Source organism: Microbacterium sp. NPDC090225, assembly GCF_044772365.1.
Taxonomy (GTDB): domain Bacteria; phylum Actinomycetota; class Actinomycetes; order Actinomycetales; family Microbacteriaceae; genus Microbacterium.
Genome location: NZ_JBIVYS010000001.1, coordinates 2,753,160 through 2,770,640, shown reverse-complemented (window position 1 = coordinate 2,770,640; position 17,481 = coordinate 2,753,160). Strand labels below are relative to the sequence as shown.

General features: G+C 70.7%; 15 protein-coding genes. 8 read left to right on the top strand and 7 right to left on the bottom strand.

The features are described 5' to 3' along the window. The first annotated feature begins 121 nt into the window (after positions 1 to 121). Positions 122 to 331, top strand: coding sequence for a methyltransferase (locus ACIQTT_RS13310; protein WP_402790762.1), 210 nt, complete (start codon positions 122 to 124; stop codon positions 329 to 331). 94 nt (positions 332 to 425) lie between these two features. Here the strand turns inward: ACIQTT_RS13310 and pheA are convergent, their stop codons facing one another. Beyond that, positions 426 to 1,376: a prephenate dehydratase gene (gene pheA, locus ACIQTT_RS13305; RefSeq protein WP_402790759.1), complete on the bottom strand. Its 951-nt coding sequence runs from the start codon at positions 1,374 to 1,376 to the stop codon at positions 426 to 428. Between the two features lie 68 nt (positions 1,377 to 1,444). On the opposite strand from pheA, the gene pgm reads away from it, so the two are divergent. Beyond that, positions 1,445 to 3,106, top strand: a complete 1,662-nt coding sequence (pgm, locus tag ACIQTT_RS13300; RefSeq protein ID WP_402790756.1) for a phosphoglucomutase (alpha-D-glucose-1,6-bisphosphate-dependent) — start codon at positions 1,445 to 1,447, stop codon at positions 3,104 to 3,106. Positions 3,107 to 3,109: 3 nt separating this feature from the next. Here pgm and ACIQTT_RS13295 read toward each other — a convergent pair whose 3' ends face one another. Next, positions 3,110 to 4,150, bottom strand: a complete 1,041-nt coding sequence (locus ACIQTT_RS13295) for a LacI family DNA-binding transcriptional regulator (protein WP_402790753.1) — start codon at positions 4,148 to 4,150, stop codon at positions 3,110 to 3,112. 84 nt (positions 4,151 to 4,234) lie between these two features. Between ACIQTT_RS13295 and galT the strand changes: the two genes are divergently transcribed. From galT to galE, 3 genes are all read left to right on the top strand, one after another. After that, positions 4,235 to 5,476, top strand: a complete 1,242-nt coding sequence (galT, locus tag ACIQTT_RS13290; protein WP_402790750.1) for a galactose-1-phosphate uridylyltransferase — start codon at positions 4,235 to 4,237, stop codon at positions 5,474 to 5,476. After that, a complete protein-coding gene (gene galK, locus ACIQTT_RS13285) occupies positions 5,473 to 6,711 on the top strand; it encodes a galactokinase (RefSeq protein ID WP_402790747.1) in 1,239 nt (412 codons plus the stop codon). Before galT ends, galK begins: the two co-directional genes overlap by 4 nt. A gap of 100 nt (positions 6,712 to 6,811) precedes the next feature. Next, positions 6,812 to 7,789, top strand: a complete 978-nt coding sequence (gene galE, locus ACIQTT_RS13280) for a UDP-glucose 4-epimerase GalE (protein WP_402790744.1) — start codon at positions 6,812 to 6,814, stop codon at positions 7,787 to 7,789. Positions 7,790 to 7,930: 141 nt separating this feature from the next. On the opposite strand, the gene ACIQTT_RS13275 is transcribed toward galE, so the two are convergent. The 5 genes from ACIQTT_RS13275 to ACIQTT_RS13255 form a co-directional block, all read right to left on the bottom strand. Beyond that, entirely contained in the window at positions 7,931 to 9,286 is a 1,356-nt protein-coding gene (locus tag ACIQTT_RS13275; protein ID WP_402790741.1) for an MFS transporter, read from the bottom strand. After that, the gene (locus ACIQTT_RS13270; protein WP_402790738.1) at positions 9,283 to 10,209 is read right to left on the bottom strand and encodes a polysaccharide deacetylase family protein; all 927 of its coding nucleotides are present in this window, start codon (positions 10,207 to 10,209) and stop codon (positions 9,283 to 9,285) included. Before ACIQTT_RS13270 ends, ACIQTT_RS13275 begins: the two co-directional genes overlap by 4 nt. Positions 10,210 to 10,234: 25 nt before the next feature. Next, a complete protein-coding gene (locus ACIQTT_RS13265) occupies positions 10,235 to 11,383 on the bottom strand; it encodes an ROK family transcriptional regulator (protein WP_402790735.1) in 1,149 nt (382 codons plus the stop codon). A 223-nt stretch (positions 11,384 to 11,606) separates the two neighbouring features. Beyond that, positions 11,607 to 13,229, bottom strand: a complete 1,623-nt coding sequence (locus ACIQTT_RS13260) for a DUF222 domain-containing protein (RefSeq protein ID WP_402790732.1) — start codon at positions 13,227 to 13,229, stop codon at positions 11,607 to 11,609. Positions 13,230 to 13,623: 394 nt separating this feature from the next. Next, entirely contained in the window at positions 13,624 to 15,057 is a 1,434-nt protein-coding gene (locus tag ACIQTT_RS13255; protein WP_402790729.1) for a gamma-aminobutyraldehyde dehydrogenase, read from the bottom strand. Between the two features lie 100 nt (positions 15,058 to 15,157). Between ACIQTT_RS13255 and ACIQTT_RS13250 the strand changes: the two genes are divergently transcribed. The 3 genes from ACIQTT_RS13250 (at position 15,158) to ACIQTT_RS13240 (ending at position 17,473) form a co-directional block, all read left to right on the top strand. Next, positions 15,158 to 15,622, top strand: coding sequence for an Lrp/AsnC family transcriptional regulator (locus ACIQTT_RS13250; protein ID WP_391479995.1), 465 nt, complete (start codon positions 15,158 to 15,160; stop codon positions 15,620 to 15,622). A 61-nt stretch (positions 15,623 to 15,683) separates the two neighbouring features. Continuing rightward, positions 15,684 to 17,087, top strand: a complete 1,404-nt coding sequence (locus ACIQTT_RS13245; RefSeq protein WP_402790725.1) for an NAD(P)/FAD-dependent oxidoreductase — start codon at positions 15,684 to 15,686, stop codon at positions 17,085 to 17,087. After that, positions 17,084 to 17,473, top strand: coding sequence for a cupin domain-containing protein (locus ACIQTT_RS13240; RefSeq protein ID WP_402790722.1), 390 nt, complete (start codon positions 17,084 to 17,086; stop codon positions 17,471 to 17,473). Before ACIQTT_RS13245 ends, ACIQTT_RS13240 begins: the two co-directional genes overlap by 4 nt. Positions 17,474 to 17,481: the final 8 nt, after the last annotated feature.

Here is a 17,481-nt window from a genome sequence, read left to right as displayed (position 1 = left end):
TCTCGTGACACCTGGGGAGCCGACATATCGATCCCGCGAGGCGGCACCGCGACGCGCGCGACGGAGGTCTGGCGCACCGGCCCCGGTGGGCGTACCCTCAGCCCTGGAGAGGAGTTCGATGATGAGCACCAGCACCACACTCGGCCTCTGGGTGGCCTACGGCCCGAACGGCGTCGTCGGCAGCATCCGTCATGACGACGAGGGCTATCGGGTGACGATGGCGGGGGCGGATGCCTCGGCCGGCACCTACCCGTCGCTCACCGTGGCGAAGAGCGCGCTCTACGCACTCATGACGCCGGGCAGCGACTGGCCGAACTTCCGGGAGCACTGATCACCGCACCTCGGGGATCAGAATCGCGTCTCCGGGCGCCCGCGAAGCCGACATATCGAACCCGCACCGGACGGAGTGGGTGGGAGAAGGAGGCTCAGGCCTCGGGCTCACCCGAGACGATGCCGCGCAGCCAGTCGCGCGCCTCGACGAACACGTCGTCGGCGTAGCGATCCGGGTAGTGCACGATCTGGCGATCGGCGCGCGGGTACGATCCGAGGAACACGACGCGCGGACTGAACCGACGGATGCCGAGCAACGCGTCCGCCATGCGCTCGTGCTCGATATGCCCGTCGGCGTCGATGACGAAGCGGTAGCGGCCGAGCTCGTCGCCGATCGGGCGCGATTCGATCAGCGACAGGTTGATGCCGCGGGTCGAGAACTGCTCGAGCATCTCGAGGAGCGATCCCGGGTGGTCGTGCGGCAGCTCGACGATGAGCGAGGTCTTGTCGGCACCGGTCGGGGCGGGCGGCGCGGTCGTGCGCGAGACGAGCACGAAACGGGTGACGGCGTTGGCGTTGTCGCCGATGCCGGAGGCGAGCACGTCGACGTCGTAGTGATTGACGATGCCGGGGGCGGCGATCGCGGCCTGGGCGGGCAGGCTGCCGTCGAGCACTCCGATCGCCGAGGCGACGTTGCTGGACGCCGGAACGTGCGAGTGCGCGGGGATGTTCGCGCCGAGCCATCCGTGGCACTGGGCGTAGGCGACGGGGTGCGCGGCGATGACCGACACCTCGTCGAGGGTGGTGCCCCGCGGGGCGACGAGCACGAAGTTCACCTTCACGAGGTACTCGCCGACGATGCGCAGACCGGGGAGGGTCGCGAGGGCGTCCTGCGTGGTGGAGACGCCGCCCTCGATCGAGTTCTCGATCGCGATCATCGCGGCGTCGCTGCGCCCCTCGAGCACGTCGGCGAGGGCTTCACCGACGTTGTGAACGGCACGCCAGTTCTGGCCTCGGGCTTCGGCGACCTGGTCGAGTGCCGCCTCCGTGAACGTTCCAGCGGGTCCCAGATAGCTGTAGGTACGGCGTTCGGTCACGCGTTTCACCTTAGCCCTCCGCGTCAAGCCTCCGACGCGAAGTTTCCTCCGGGCCCGGATCGGTGCAGACTGAACTCATGACGAGCCGTGCCGGCCTCCCCGCGGAGGAAAGTGACCTCATCGATGTCGACGAGTTGATCGCCGCCTACTACGACCGCATCCCGCGCCCGGATGTCGCCGCCGAGCGCGTCGCGTTCGGCACCAGCGGCCATCGCGGCTCGGCGCTCAGCGGCAGCTTCAACGAGGTGCACATCCTCGCCACCACCCAGGCGATCGTCGACTACCGGAACGCCCAGGGCATCACCGGCCCGCTGTTCCTCGGTCGCGACACGCACGCCCTGTCGCTGCCCGCCGAGCGCAGTGCGATCGAGGTGCTCGTCGCGAACGGCGTCGACGTGCGCGTCGACTCCCGCGACTCGTGGGTTCCGACCCCGGCGCTCAGCCACGCGATCCTCACCTACAACCGGACCCTTCGACAGGCTCAGGGACCGGCGGAAGCGAACGCCGGCCGCGCCGACGGCATCGTCGTGACCCCCTCGCACAACCCGCCCCGCGACGGCGGCTTCAAGTACAACCCGCCGCACGGCGGCCCCGCCGACACCGACGCCACCGGGTGGATCGCCGACCGCGCGAACCAGCTGATCGAAACGAACCTCGACGGCGTGAAGCGCGTGCGCTTCGCCGACCTCGACGGCGACACGATCGGCACCTACGACTTCCGCGACGCCTACGTGCGCGACCTCTCGTCGATCATCGACGTCGAGGCGATCCGCCGCGCGGGTGTGCGCATCGGGGCCGACCCGTTGGGCGGGGCATCCGTGGAGTACTGGGCGCTCATCAAGGAGGTCTTCGACCTCGACCTCACCGTCGTGAACCCCGAAGTCGACCCGACCTGGCGCTTCATGACGCTCGACTGGGACGAGAAGATCCGCATGGATCCGTCGTCGCCGTCGGCCATGGCCTCGCTCGTCGCCAAGAAGGGCGACTTCGACGTGCTCACCGGCAACGACGCGGATGCCGACCGCCACGGCATCGTGACGCCGGATGCCGGTCTCATGAACCCGAACCACTACCTCGCCGTCGCGATCGACTACCTGTTCTCGCACCGCACCGAGTGGCCGCGGGATGCCGCGATCGGTAAGACGCTCGTGTCGTCGATGATCATCGACCGGGTCGCCGAGTCGCTCGGCCGCCGCCTGCTCGAGGTTCCCGTCGGGTTCAAGTGGTTCGTTCCCGGTCTGCTCGACGGCTCGGTCGCGTTCGGCGGCGAGGAGTCGGCCGGTGCGTCGTTCCTGCGCTTCGACGGCTCGGTGTGGTCGACCGACAAGGACGGCATCCTGCTGTGCCTGCTGGCCGCCGAGATCATCGCCGTGACGGGCAAGTCGCCGTCGGAACGGTACGCCGAGCTCGAGACGGCATTCGGCTCGTCGGCCTACCAGCGGGTGGATGCTCCGGCCACGCCCGAGCAGAAGGCGACGCTCGCGAAGCTGGCACCCGAGTCGGTGTCGGCGACGACGCTGGCCGGCGAGGAGATCACCGCCAAGCTCTCGCACGCGCCCGGCAACGGCGCGGCGATCGGCGGCCTCAAGGTGCAGACCGAGCACGCCTGGTTCGCCGCGCGCCCCTCGGGCACCGAAGACGTCTACAAGCTGTACGCCGAGAGCCTGCGCGGACCGGAGCACCTCGCCGAGGTGCAGGCCGAGGCGCGCGCGGTGGTGTCGGCGGCGCTGGGGGCGTAGCTCTCAGCGGGTCGCGGTGCTGGCGCGGACGACCAGCGACGTGGGGATGACCGACGTCGACGGAGCAAGAGCGTCAGGGTCGGCATCCGGGGCGCCCTCGATCTCGGCGACGAGCGCGGCGACCGCGCGGTCGGCGAGGGCTGTGAAGTCTTGGCGGATCGTGGTGAGCGGCGGGCGGTAGTTCGCGGCATCCGGCACGTCGTCGAAGCCGACCACGCTCACCGCGCCCGGCACATCGCGCCCGCGCTCGGCGAGGCCGCGCACGAGCCCCAGCGCCATCTGGTCGTTGGCGCAGAAGACGGCGGATGCCGCGGCGAACGAGCCCGCGGCCGCATGCCCCGAGTCCGATGACCAGTCGCCGCGCACGACGGCGGGCGGGCGGATGCCGTGGGCGACGAGCGTCTCGCGCCAGCCGCGTTCGCGTTCGGCGGCGGCGAAGGAGTCGGCGGGTCCCGCGAGGTGGTGCACCGTCTCGTGGCCGAGGTCGAGGAGGTGCCGGGTGGCGGCAGCGGCCCCTCCGGCGTGGTCGCTGTGCACGGCGTGCAACCCGCCGTCGGCGATGGCATCGATCACGACGAGGCGAAGTCCGTCCGGCCGGGCCGACGACGGGACGAGCGCGGAGGCCTCGTTGAGCACGATCGCGCCGTCGACCTCCTGCTCGGCGAGGCGATCGAAGGCGGCGTCGACACCCGCGACCCCGTCGGGTCCGGGAGCGGCGGTCGCGACCGTGAGGGCGTAGCCGCGTTCGGCGGCGGCCTCGGCGGTGGCCTGCAGCATCCGCGAGTTGCCGACCGTGGCGAGCGTCGTCACGACGAGTCCGATGGTCTGCGAGCGCCCGGTGCGCAGCGCGCGGGCGGCGCGGTGCGGGCGGTAGCCGAGGTCGGACATGGCCTGCTCGACCCGGGCGCGGGTGTCGGGGTCGACCCGGGGACTGTCGTTCACGACGCGCGAGACGGTCTGCCCCGAGACCCCGGCGCGGGCGGCGACCATCGCCATCGAGACGCGGCCCGACGTCGGTCGCGGGGAGATAGCGGGATCGGACATCCCTCCATGTTGACGTAATCATGGCCGCGGATCTACCATGTTTACGTGAACACGCCTGAATCTGCTCGTCCGGAAACTGCGGAGATGCGCATCGACAACCTGAGCGCCGGCATCGTCAAGCGCGCGACGCTGCTCGCCGACGGCCGCGACATCATCTACTACGACGACCCCGACACGACGCTCGGCGCCGAGCGCGCCGTCGATGCCCGCACGCTCGACCCGCGCCCCGCCACCGCGACCATGCGCCAAGACGTGCTCACCGGCGACTGGATCACCGTGGCCGCCAACCGGCAGAACCGCGTCATGATGCCCAGCGCCGACGCCGACCCGCTCGCGCCGCAGACCCCGACCAACCCGTCGGAGGTGCCCTCGCGCTACGACGTCGCGGTGTTCGAGAACCGCTCCCCCGCGTTCGGCCCCGCCCTCGCCGAGGCCGTCGGCACCGCCCCCGCGGCGAGCGACGCCCCCCGCGGCCTCGACGACCTCGACGCCCTCGGGCTCGGCCGCACCCGCACCTCGGTCGGCCGCTGCGAGGTCGTGTGCTTCAGCCCCGCGCACTCCGGGTCGTTCGGCACCCAGTCGGTCACGCGCGCCCGCACCGTGATCGAGGCCTGGGCCGACCGCACCGCGGCGCTCTCGCAGCTGCCCGGCATCCAGCAGATCTTCCCGTTCGAGAACCGCGGCGAAGCGATCGGTGTCACCCTGCCGCACCCCCACGGGCAGATCTACGCGTACCCCTACGTCACCCCGCGCACCGCCAAGCTGCTCGACTCGATCGATCGCACGGCACCCGACCTCTTCGCCCGCGTCCTGGAGTTCGAACAGGCATCCGAGCGAGTCGTCTTCCGCGGCGAGCACTGGACCGCCTTCGTGCCCTTCGCCGCCCGCTGGCCCCTCGAGGTGCACCTGATGCCGCACCGCCACGTGCCCGACTTCGCCGCCACGACCGAGGCCGAGCGCGACGAACTCGCCCCGCTCTACCTGCGGCTGCTGCGCGGTGTCGACGCGCTCTACGACACCCCCACCCCGTACATCGCCGCCTGGCACCAGGCACCCGTGAACGTCGGCCGCGACACCGTGCGCCTGCACCTCCAGCTCACGAGCCCGCGCCGCGCCGCCGACAAGCTCAAGTTCCTCGCCGGCTCCGAGGCCGCGATGTGGGCCTGGGCCGCCGAGGTCACCCCCGAGCAGGGGGCGGCCCGCATCCGCGACGCGATCGCGTCCGCCGAGGCCGCAGCCACGGCATCCGCTCCGGCATCCGCCCCGGCACCCGCTCCGGCATCCGCTCCGGCATCCGCCCCGACCTCCGAGGAGACCCCCGCATGACCGTCACGGAGACCAGCCCGGAGACCGCCCCGGAGACCACCGCTCAGGATGCCGCGCGGGCACTGTTCGCCGAGCTGACCGACCGCACCCCCGACGGCATCTGGTCGGCGCCGGGGCGCGTCAACCTCATCGGCGAGCACACCGACTACAACGAAGGCTTCGTACTGCCGTTCGCGATCCCGCACCGCACGGTCGCCGCCGTCGGACTGCGCGACGACGCCCGCGTCCGTGTCGCCTCGACGTTCTCCGACGAGACGGTCGAGGTCGGGCTCGACGAGCTCGACGGGCTGTTCCCGACCCTTCGACAGGCTCAGGGACCCAGTGGAGAGAACCCGGCCGTGCCGGAGTGGGCCGCGTACCCGCTCGGCGTCGCGTGGGCGCTGCGACTCGCCGCGCCGGAGGGCGCGTTCCGCGGGGTCGACATCGCGATCGCCTCCGACGTACCCGTGGGTGCGGGGCTGTCGTCGTCGGCGGCCATCGAGGGCGCGACCGCGACCGCGCTCAACGACCTCTGGCACACCGGACTCGACCGCACCGCGCTCGCCCGCGTGGGCCGCCGCGCCGAGAACGAGGCGGTCGGCGCCCCCACCGGCATCATGGACCAGATGGCGTCGATGCTCGGTGAGACCGATGCCGCGATCTTCCTGGACTGCCGCTCTCTCGAGGCGCAGCTCGTCACGGTCGGCGTCGCCGAGGCCGGCCTCGCGATCCTCGTCATGGACACCCGCGTCAAGCACGCCCACTCCACGGGCGGCTACGGCGAACGCCGCGCCTCGTGCGAGCTCGGCGCCGAGATCATGGGCGTGCCCAGCCTGCGCGACGTGTCGACCTCCGACCTCCCCCGCGCCGAGGAGCTCATGGATGACGTGACCTTCCGCCGCGTGCGGCACATCGTCACCGAGAACCAGCGCGTGCTCGACACCGTGCGTGTGCTGCGCGAGCAGGGCGCCCGTGCGATCGGTGAGCTGCTGGTCGCCTCGCACGCCTCGATGCGCGACGACTTCGAGATCTCGGTGCCCGAGCTCGACACGGCCGTCGAGGCCGCGCTGGCCGCCGGCGCGCTCGGCGCGCGCATGACGGGTGGCGGATTCGGCGGCGCGGCGATCGCGCTGATCGAGCAGGATGCCACCGCCGCCGTGTCGGAAGCCGTGACCGCGGCGTTCGCCGACGCGGGCTTCACCGCCCCGCACCTGTTCACGGTCGTGCCGTCGGCGGGCGCGCACCGCGACGCGTGACCGACGTTATATCGGTGGCGGCGGCGCCGCAGTCCACAGCATCCGCCTGAGAGAATCGAACCCGGAGTCGCGCGGTCGCGCGCGGCCGGAGAGGAACGCAATGTCCTGGATCGTCACCGGCGGCGCCGGCTACATCGGCTCGCACGTCGTCCGCGCGCTCGCGGATGCCGGGCTCACCCCGGTCGTCCTCGACGATCTGTCGAGCGGTGTCGCCTCGTTCGTTCCGGAGGGCGTGCCGTTCGTGCAGGGCAGCATCCTCGACCGCGACCTCGTCGAGAAGGCGCTCCGCGACCACGACGCCCAGGGCGTCATCCACGTCGCCGGCTACAAGTACGCCGGCGTCTCGGTGCAGCGCCCGCTGCACACCTACGCGCAGAACGTCGAGGGCACCCGCGTGATCCTCGAGGCGATGGAGGCCGCAGGCGTCGCGAACATCGTCTTCTCGTCGTCGGCCGCCGTGTACGGCACCCCCGACGTCGCGCTCGTCGTCGAGGACACCGCCAAGAAGCCCGCGAGCCCCTACGGCGAATCGAAGCTCATCGGCGAATGGCTGCTGCGCGACCAGGCCGTCGCCACCGCCGAGTCTGCGGCCCCGCTGCGGCACACCTCGCTGCGCTACTTCAACGTCGTCGGATCGGCTGACCCGACGGTCTACGACGTGAGCCCGCACAACCTCTTCCCGATCGTGTTCGAGGCGCTGCTCGCAGGACGCACCCCGCGCATCAACGGCGACGACTACGCCACCGAAGACGGCACCAACGTGCGCGACTACGTGCACGTGGGCGACATCGCCGCCGCACACGTGGCCGCCGCGCAGCGTCTCGCCACGGGCGAACCGATCGAGCCCGCCTACAACCTCGGCTCGGGCGACGGCCTCAGCGTGAAGCAGATCATGGACGCGATGGTGCGCGTCACCGGCGTCGACTTCACCCCCGAGATCGGCCCGCGCCGCGCCGGCGACCCCGACCGCATCGTCGCCGACGGCACCCTCGCCGCCCGCGACCTCGACTGGAGGATGCGGTATTCGGTGGATGAAATGGTGCGCACGGGCTGGGAGGCTCGGGGCTCTTCTTCTTAGTTTCTTGTGGGGCGGGCTCCGGGATGCTCCGTTCGTTCGCAGAACGGGGCGCCCCTCCCCGCAAGCGGGGCCCCTCCCCGATGCTCACGACCGGAGCATCCCTGCGCCCGCCAGTTGCATGCGTCGGCGATACCCGCGCTCTCAGCTTGCGTTATTAATGGTGGCGGGGAGGTCGCGGGTGCGGATGGGGTAGAGGAAGAAGCAGACCCAGGCGAGGGCGATGAAGCCCACCGGGATGACAGCGAGCATCAGGCGGATGCCGCCGTCCACCGCATCGGGCTGCGCGTCGCCGAGGGCGGCATCGAACCCGGATGCCGTCAGCACCCACGCCGCGACGATCGCCTGCAGCACGACGGAGCCGCGCACGATGAACCCGTTGACCCCGAAGTAGGCGCCCTCGCGCCGGTGCCCGGTGCGCACGGCATCCTCGTCGATGATCTGCGCCAGCACCACTTCGAGCAACTGCAGCAGTCCGCCCACACCGATACCCACCGCGACGCCCACGAGGGCTGCGGCAAGGATGCTCGTCGGGGCGAGGAACCCGAGCACCGAGAGCCCGAAGACCGCGACGCTCCACAGCAGCGCGGTGCGCGGGCTGGTGCGACGAACGACCGCGCTCCACAGCACGATCGCGGGTATGGCGGTCACGAAGATCGCGCCGAGCAGGATGCTGCCCTCCCCCTCGGGCGCACCCAGCGAGTAGCGCACGTAGAAGGGCAGCGCCGCGAGGATCACGGCGATCGCCGACTGGATGAACAGCGAGCCGATCACGTAGGGCACGAAGGCCCGGTTCGCGAACGTGTAGCGCATCTGCATGCCGAACGGCAGCGGTGCCGCGACGGATGCCTCGGGCACGCGCCGCTCGACCATCCCGCCCGTGAACGACCAGACCAGGAACGCGAGGCAGACCGCGCCGAGCACGATCGCCATCCCCGGCCAGCCGATCGGCGAGGCGTAGAGCAGCGGCGCCCCGGCGGTGCCGAGGATCATTCCGAGGATCGCGAAGATCTGCCGGGGCACGTTGCCCCGCGCGCGCTCGTCGGTGGTGCGGAAGATCTCGGGGAACAGCGCCGAGATGTTCAGCACGACCACCACGTAGGCGATGTCGTACACGGCCACGACCACGAGGAACCAGGCGATCAGGCCCGCGGCGGGCAGCTCCGGCGGCATCCAGACCATTGCGAACGCGACGACCAGCGGAACGATCCCGAGGCCGATCCAGGGGATGCGGCGTCCCCACGGGGTGCGCAGGCGATCGGAGATCGCGCCGACGAACGGATTGAGCACGGCGTTCAGGATGCCGTGGGCGATCATCGCCGCGGCCACCCACCCCGCCGGCACCGCGAGGTGCGAGACGTAGAAGTAGACGATGAACGCCGAGAACGTCTGCGCCATCAACTGGGTGGGGAACCCGGAGGCCCCGAATGCGATCGCCTGCGCCCGGGTGGGAGCGGCGTCGAGCCGTCGGTCGCGCAGGCGCTCGGTGAACGTGGTCATCGCGTGGTGCCCCTCTGCAGATCGCGCAGCGCCCGCCAGCCGATGCGCACGAGTTCTTCGTCTTCGATCGCCTGGAGCACGATGGGGTCGGCGAGAAGTCGTCGCTCGAACTCGCGCTTGGGGGAGGCGAAGTCCACGGCGGCCCGCAGCTCCTCCCCGTCGACCATCGGATGCAGGTAGATCTCGGTGAGCCCCGCGGGCACCGCGCGCAGCAGCGTCACGAAGCCGTCGCGCACCTGCTCGTAGGTCTCCTCCGTCGCGGTGCCCTCGCCGGTGAGCTCGAAGGGATGCGACCAGAGCCGATCGATGATCTCGACACCGAGGGAGTCGGCTGCGGCGGCAGCGCGCGCGAGCTTGTCGCGCAGCTCGGCATCCGATTCTGCGCCGTCCATGTGCCGCGGAAGGCGGAACGGCAGTCCGTTCGCGGCGGCCAGTGCGAACACCTGCTCGAGGAAGTCGCGACCGGTGGCGAGGCCGTAGACCGAGCCCATGTGGTTGTCGAGGTGCGTGACGTCGACCCCGGCGTCGAGGGCGGCGCGCAGCTGCGCGGCGATCTCGGCGGCGACCTCGTCGTACGTCGCACGGGTCTCGACGGCGACGACGTCGACGGGGAAGAAACCGTCGCCGTCGACCAGCGAAGGGGCGGCCGTGAGCGGGCGCCAGCGGTAGCGGGTCCACTCGCTCGTGAGCACCAGGTGCACTCCGACGTCGAGGTCGGTGCGGGATGCCGCGAACGCGAACGCCTCGGGCGACCACGAGCACGGCACCATGATCGTGGCGGAGTCGACGTGCCCGGCATCCAGCAGCTCGGCGATCGCGACGTTGGCCGCATGGCACATGCCGAAATCGTCGGCGTTGAGGATGATGGCGCGGGTGCCGGGTGCGAGACCCAGCCGTTCGATGAGGTCGGAGGGTGCGGTCATCGTCGGATCCTGTCGGGAGTGCCGGTCACCGGCTGGGCTTGTCGGGTGTGGTGAGGACGCGGGCGAAGAGTGTGGCGCGCAGGGCGGATGCCGCTTCGCCGACCGCGCCGACGAGCGGCGCCTCGGGGCCGAACGTCGAGACGACGAACCGCAACGGGAGGCGGGTGGAGTACTGCTCGGCGACCTGATGGATGATGTCGACGAGCACGGGGTGCGCGGCCTGCCCGCTGAGGATGAACGCTTCGGGGTCGAGGACGAGACCGATGCTGCCCGCGACGAGTGCGAGGCGCTTGCCGAGCTCCATCGCCATCTGCATCGCCGCCTCGTCGCCGGCGGCCGCGGCATCGAGATGCTCTTCGAGGGGCGCGTTCTGGTCACGGCCGTTGATGAGGGCGAGATCGGCGACGACCTGGTCGTTCGCGACAGGGGCGCCGACGGGCAGGGGCGTCTGCGGCAGGTACATGACTTCGCCCGCCACCCCGGAGAAGCCACGGTGCAGGGCGCCGTCGATCACGGTTCCGGCACCGAGGCCCTCGTCGAGCAACAGCAGCGAGAAGCTCGAGAGCTCGGCTCCTGCACCGGCGGTGAGTTCGGCGAGAGCGGCCAGGTTGACGTCGTTCTCGATGCGAACGGGGCACCCGAGCCGGTCGGTGAGAGCCGAGCGGAACGCACCGCCGTCGGGTCCCTGGTCGTTGCGGATGCTGCCGTCGGCGGTCACGATGCCGGGAACGCCGATCAGCGCGAGGTGCAGCGGGCCGGCGACGGTCGCATTGCATCGGTCGATGAGCGCGGCGATGTGCGCGACCCGGGTCTCGTTGTCGTCCTTCCGGGGGAAGTCGCCGTGCGCTTCGGCGCGGATCGCTCCGGTCGCATCGACGAGCACGACGTGCGCCGCGCGATGGTCGACGTGCACAGCGGCGGCGAATCCGAGGTGCGGGTGCAGCCCGACTTTGCCGGCGGCCGGTCCGCGCGAGCTGCGGTCGACACCGTCGGGCGCGACGGCCCCGGCGCTCTCGAGCATGCGCAGCACCTGCGTCACGGCGGTTCGCGACAGCCCGGTCGCGTCCATGAGGTCGGTGCGCGTCTGGGGACCTTCGCGGGCGAGCGTTTCGAGGATCGCACGCCCGTTGATCGAGCGCAGCAGTGTCTGCGGTCCAGCGAGGGGCCTGCTCATCGCGCTCCGGTCGATCTTTCTGTGAGACGTTCGATTGGGACGTTCGATTGGTGAGAGAGGCCGATCCCCCATCGGCTTCATCGAGCATGGCATACCGAAGACCCACAGGTCGACACTTCGTGTCGCACTCGGGCATTCGGTGCTTGCGATCGGGCATGCGGTGCGCGGGCATGCTGCGCTCGCGTTCGGTTGGGTGGGCGCTCATGCGCGAATCGGTGGGCGCTCATGCGCGTATCGGTGGTCGGGTTCGCTGTTTCGCGGGCGCGGTCCCTGTGGTGGTGGTGCGGGTGGTGGGTCGGGGTGTTCGCCATTTCTGGTGGGGGTCCCACCAGGCGGGTCCGCGCACGGCGGGGACGCCGCGGATCATGCGGATGTGCCAGCCGTTGGTGTCGAGGGTGCGGTGGTGGTGCCAGCAGAGGGTGACGCCGTTGTCGGTGCTGGTGGGTCCTCCGCGGGCGTGTTCGGTGACGTGGTGGATCTCGCACCAGGCAGCGGGCACGTGGCACCCGGGGATGATGCACTCTTTGTCGCGGAGCGTGATCGCTCGGCGTTGGTGGGCGGTGAACACCCGGTCGGTGGTCTCGATCCCGATGATGCGGCCTGCCGGGTCGGAGGTGACGCGTTGGATGCTGCCGCCGCAGGCGGTGTGCCGGGCGGTCGACAGGGAGACGGGGGCGTCATCCACACCGTCGACGTGCGCCCAGCCCCGCCCGGTCGCGTACTCCTCCGCAGTCACCGACACGACCAGGGTGGGGGCGGCACCGCCGAGGGAGGGCATGTCGTGGTGGCGGGCGGCGATCCCGAGGACCGCGGCGAGGGCGTCGTGCTGTTTCTGCGCCCGCGACCGGTCATCGGCCATCCCGCCCGGGTCGCCCGAGGGCAGAAAGTCGTTGGACGGGAGGCTATGCGTCTCGCCGTTCAGCGCATGGTCATCCGCGCTGTAGGTCGCCTCGTCGGCCGAGGGGACGAAACGCACTCCGCCCTCGAGCCCCGCACCAGGCTGCGGCACGACCGGGATGGGTGGTCCGTCGACTTTCGGGTTCAGGTAGGCGTCCCAGATACGTTGCAACTGTCCCGCCGTCTCCGGGAGGAGCGACCCGCGGATCGGGATCACCCCGTCTTTCACTCGGCCGAGCACGATTCCCCGCGCACGCATCGCGCGTTCTTCCGCGGGTTCCGCGCCGTCGGGGTCGAGGTACGTCACGATCACCCGCGACAACAGCCTCAGGTCCTCCGGCGTGGCCGATGGACCTCCTTCGACACGATGCTCCGTGCCGGCATCGGCATCGCCGCTCTCATCGGAGTCCCCGTCATCGCCGCCGTCACCGTCACCATCGGCTAGTCCACGCGCGTATTCGGCCAGCTCGGCATCGGCACGCACCCGGTTCGCCGCACCGATCCGCGGCCCGGCCTGCTCCACCGGACCAGTCGCCGCGAGCAGCCCCGCCACCCCGACCGCCCCGTCCAGCAACGTCTCCCGCAGGGCCGGCCAGCGGGCCGGCAGCAGCGCACCGGACGAGTAGTCCAGCTCCCGCCGCACCACCTTCCCCGCTCTCACGACCCGCGCCGCGCCGGCCGCGTCCGTGCGGAGCACCCGTTGGACGAGTTCGTTCATCGTCCGGCATCCGAACCTCCCACAGAACGCCAGCTCCCCCGCCCCAGCGGGGCGTTGATCGACCGATGCGACCGTCTCCACGATCACCGCCTCCACGCGCCTCGCGACCTCACCGGCGGCGCGGAGGACCTCCATCTTCTCCGCATCCGACAGCCCCGCCACGACATCTGCGCGCAGCACCGTGGCCAGGTCGGCGGCGACCCGATCCAGGAGTTCGGCGGTGCTGTTCATGTCACTCAGTCCACCAGGGGTCACCGACATTCAGACGCGAAAAGACCAGGCCACAGGCACTATCGGCGCGAATGGTGGAGAACTCGTAACAACACGACGGCGGTGCAGAACGAGTGCACGCGGGGTGGGACCCTTCGACAGGCTCAGGGACCCAGCTATGAGACGCGGCGGCCCTTCGTCTCGCTGCGCTCGCTCAGGAACCGGAAGTGCGGGCGGGGTGGGACCCTTCGACAAGCTCAGGGACCCAGCTATGAGACGCGGCGGCCCTTCGTCTCGCTGCGCTCGCTCAGGAACCGGAAGTGCACGCGGGGTGGGGCCCTTCGACAAGCTCAGGGACCCAGCTCCGGGCCGCGGCGGCCCTTCGTCCCGCTCCGCTCGCTCAGGAACCGCGCGCTCAGTCCAGCGCGCTCATCACGTGCTTGATGCGGGTGTAGTCGTCGAAGCCGTACTGCGAGAGGTCCTTGCCGTAGCCGGAGTGCTTGAACCCGCCGTGCGGCATATCGGAGACGAAGGGGATGTGCGTGTTGATCCACACGCACCCGAAGTCGAGGTCGCGCGAGAACCGCATCGCCCGGGCGTGATCGGTCGTCCAGACCGACGCGGCGAGCGCGTACGGGACGTCGTTCGCCAGCTCCAGCGCCTCCTCGTCGGTGGAGAACGACTGCACCGTGAGCACCGGCCCGAAGACCTCGCCCTGCACGATCTCGTCGTCCTGCCGCACCCCCGACACGATCGTCGCGGGCCAGAAGTAGCCACGATCTCCCTGCCGCGCTCCCCCGGTCTCCACCCGGGCGTGCTCGGGCAGCCGCGATACGAAGCCCGACACCTGCTCCAGCTGCGCCGCACTGTTGAGCGGCCCGTAGAGCACGCCCTCCTCCTGCGGTCCGCCGGTGCGGGCATCCGACTCCGCCCGCGCGACCAGCGCCGCCACGAGCTCGTCGTGCAGCGACTCGTGCACGAGCACCCGCGTCGCCGCGGTGCAGTCCTGCCCGGCGTTGAAGAACGCACCGGTGACGATCCCCTCGACTGCTTTCGGCACCGAGGCATCCGCGAAGACGATCGCCGGAGCCTTGCCGCCGAGCTCGAGGTGCACGCGCTTGACGTCGTTCGCCGCCGACCGCGCCACCGCCATGCCTGCGCGCACCGATCCCGTGATCGCGACCATCTGCGGGGTCGGATGCTCCACCAGCGCGACGCCGGTCTCGCGGTCGCCGAGCACCACGTTCAACGTTCCGGCCGGGGTGTGCAGCGCCACGATCTCGGCGAGCAGCAACGTCGACAGCGGAGTCGTGTCGGCGGGCTTGAGCACGACGGCGTTGCCCGCGGCGAGCGCCGGCGCGATCTTCCACACGGCCATGTTCAGCGGGTAGTTCCAGGGCGTGACCTGCCCGATCACGCCGATCGGCTCGCGGCGCACGAACGACGTGTGCCCGGCGAGGTACTCCCCCGCCGCGCGCCCCTCGAGCGACCGCGCGGCGCCGGCGAAGAACCGCAGCTGATCGACCGACTGCATGATCTCGTCCTCGACGAGGCTCGCCCGCGGCTTGCCTGTGTCGCGTGACTCGAGATCGGCGAACTCCTCGGCGCGCGCGGCCATGTCGTCGGCAATGCGGAAGAGGGCGAGCTGCCGGTCGGCGGGCGTCGTGTCGCGCCACAGCGGGAAGGCAGCGGATGCCGCGGCATAGGCGGCGTCGACGTCACCGGCATCCGACACCGGGAGCCGGCCGTACTCCTCCTCTGTGGCGGGGTCGATGAGCGGAAGGTCGCCTGCGCCCGACACGGGGACGAACCGACCGCCGATGAAGTTCTGCAAGGTCTCTGTGCGCATGCCGCCCACAGTAGCGCGGCACTTTCGGAATCGAAAGACCTCGATACAAGAGACGACTGAATCGGTTGCACCACCGGCATCCGCCTGTCAATATCGACGCATGGGCACGAAGACTCAGCCGGCGCTGGACGACATCTCGAAGCGGATCATCGAGCTGCTCCAGGAGGACGGCCGGCGCCCCTACGCCGAGATCGGCCGCGAGGTGGGCCTCAGCGAGGCAGCCACCCGCCAGCGCGTGCAGCGCATGACCGATGCCGGAACGATCCAGATCGTCGCGGTCACCGACCCCCTGCAGCTCGGCTTCCACCGGATGTCGATGATCGGCATCCGCGTCACCGGCGACCCGCGTGCGGTCGCCGAGCAGCTCACCGAGATCACCGAACTCGCGTACGTCGTCGTCACCCTCGGCAGCTTCGACATCCTCGTCGAGGCCGTGTGCGAGAACGACGCCGACCTGCTCGAACTCATCGCGACGCGCATCCGCACCATCCCGGGCGTCGTGCACACCGAGAGCCTGCTCTACGCCGGGCTCTACAAGGACCTCTACAACTGGGGAACGCGCTGACCGCGCACCCCACCCGCTGAGAGAAACAGCGGAGAGAACAGCTGAGAACAAGGGAGCGCGCATGGGAACCACCGTCTTCGAACGCCGCCGCCCGCAGGACTCCGTGATCGACGAGTCCCTGCGCGACACCTCCTTCGCCGTGTTCTGGCTCGACGACGTGCAGCGCACCGAGTATCCGACGCTGACCGGTGCGATCGAGGCCGACCTCGCGATCGTCGGCGGTGGGTACGCGGGGCTGTGGACCGCGATCCGCGCCAAGGAGCGCGACCCCGACCGCCGGGTCGTGCTGATCGAGGCGTCGCGCGTCGCGTGGGCGGCATCCGGCCGCAACGGCGGATTCTGCGAGGCGAGCATCACCCACGGCCACGAGAACGGCGTGAACCGCTGGCCCGACGAGATCGAGCAGCTCGAACGGCTCGGGCTCGAGAACCTCGACGGCATCGCCGACACCGTCGAGCGCTACGCGATGGATGCCGAGTTCGAACGCACCGGTCAGCTCGCCGTCGCGGTCGAACCGCACCAGGTCGAGTGGCTGCGCGAGGAGGAGGGGTTCCTCGACCAGGAGGCGGTGCAGGCCGAGGTGCACTCCCCCACGTTCCTCGCGGGAGCCTGGGAGCGCGACAGCACGGCCCTCGTGCACCCCGCCAAGCTCGGACTCGAGCTCGCCCGCGTCGCGACCGACCTCGGCGTGGAGATCTACGAGCACACCCTCGTGCAGGACATCCTCGGCGACGGATCGGGTCCGATCACCGTCGAGGCGCGCGACGGCCGGGTCGTGGCGGATGCCGTCGCGCTGGCCACGAACGTCTTCCCCTCACTGCTCAAGCGCAACCGTCTGATGACGGTGCCCGTGTACGACTACGTTCTGATGACCGAGCCGCTGAGCACCGAGCAGCTCGCCGCGATCGGGTGGCAGAACCGGCAAGGCCTCGCCGACAGCGCCAACCAGTTCCACTACTACCGGCTCACCGCCGACGACCGCATCCTGTTCGGCGGCTACGACGCGGTCTACCACTATGGCGGCAAGGTGCGCCCCGAGTACGAGGATCGGATGGAGAGCCACCGCCGACTCGCCTCGCACTTCTTCACCACGTTCCCCCAGCTCGAGGGGCTGCGCTTCACGCACCGCTGGGCCGGGGCGATCGACTCGTCGAGCCGCTTCTGCGCCTTCTTCGGCACCGCGCGCAAGGGACGTGTGACCTACGCCACCGGGTTCACCGGGCTCGGTGTGGGCGCGGCACGGTTCGCCGCCGACGTCATGCTCGACAAGCTCGCGGGCGAGGAGACCGAACGCACCGCGCTGCAGATGGTGCGCCAGCGCCCCGTGCCCTTCCCGCCCGAACCCGCGGCCGCCGTCGGCATCAACCTCGTGCGCGCGGCCATGGATCGCGCCGATCACAACGGGGGCAAGCGCAACCTCTTCCTCAAGACGCTCGACGCGCTCGGCATGGGGTTCGACTCGTGAGCGACACGATCCCCGAGGAGGGGCTGCTCCCCGAACCTGCCGACGGGCTGCTCCCCGGCACGGGCGCGGATGCCGCGACCCTCGCCCTCGTGCACGTTCCGCTGCCGGGATCCGAGGTTGTGGCGGGCGATCCGACAACCGCCGTGCACCCGCTCGCCCTGGTCGGCGGCACCGAGGTCGGTATCTGGGAGATGACGCCGGGAACGGCATCCGACACCGAGACCGACGAGGTCTTCGTCGTGCTCGCGGGGCGGGCGCGCATCGCGTTCAACGACCCCGCCCTGCCCGATCTCGAGGTCGCGCCGGGCTCGGTCGTGCGTCTGGCCGAGGGACAGCGCACGGTCTGGACGGTCACCGAGACCCTGCGCAAGATCTACATCGCCTGAGGGCGAGG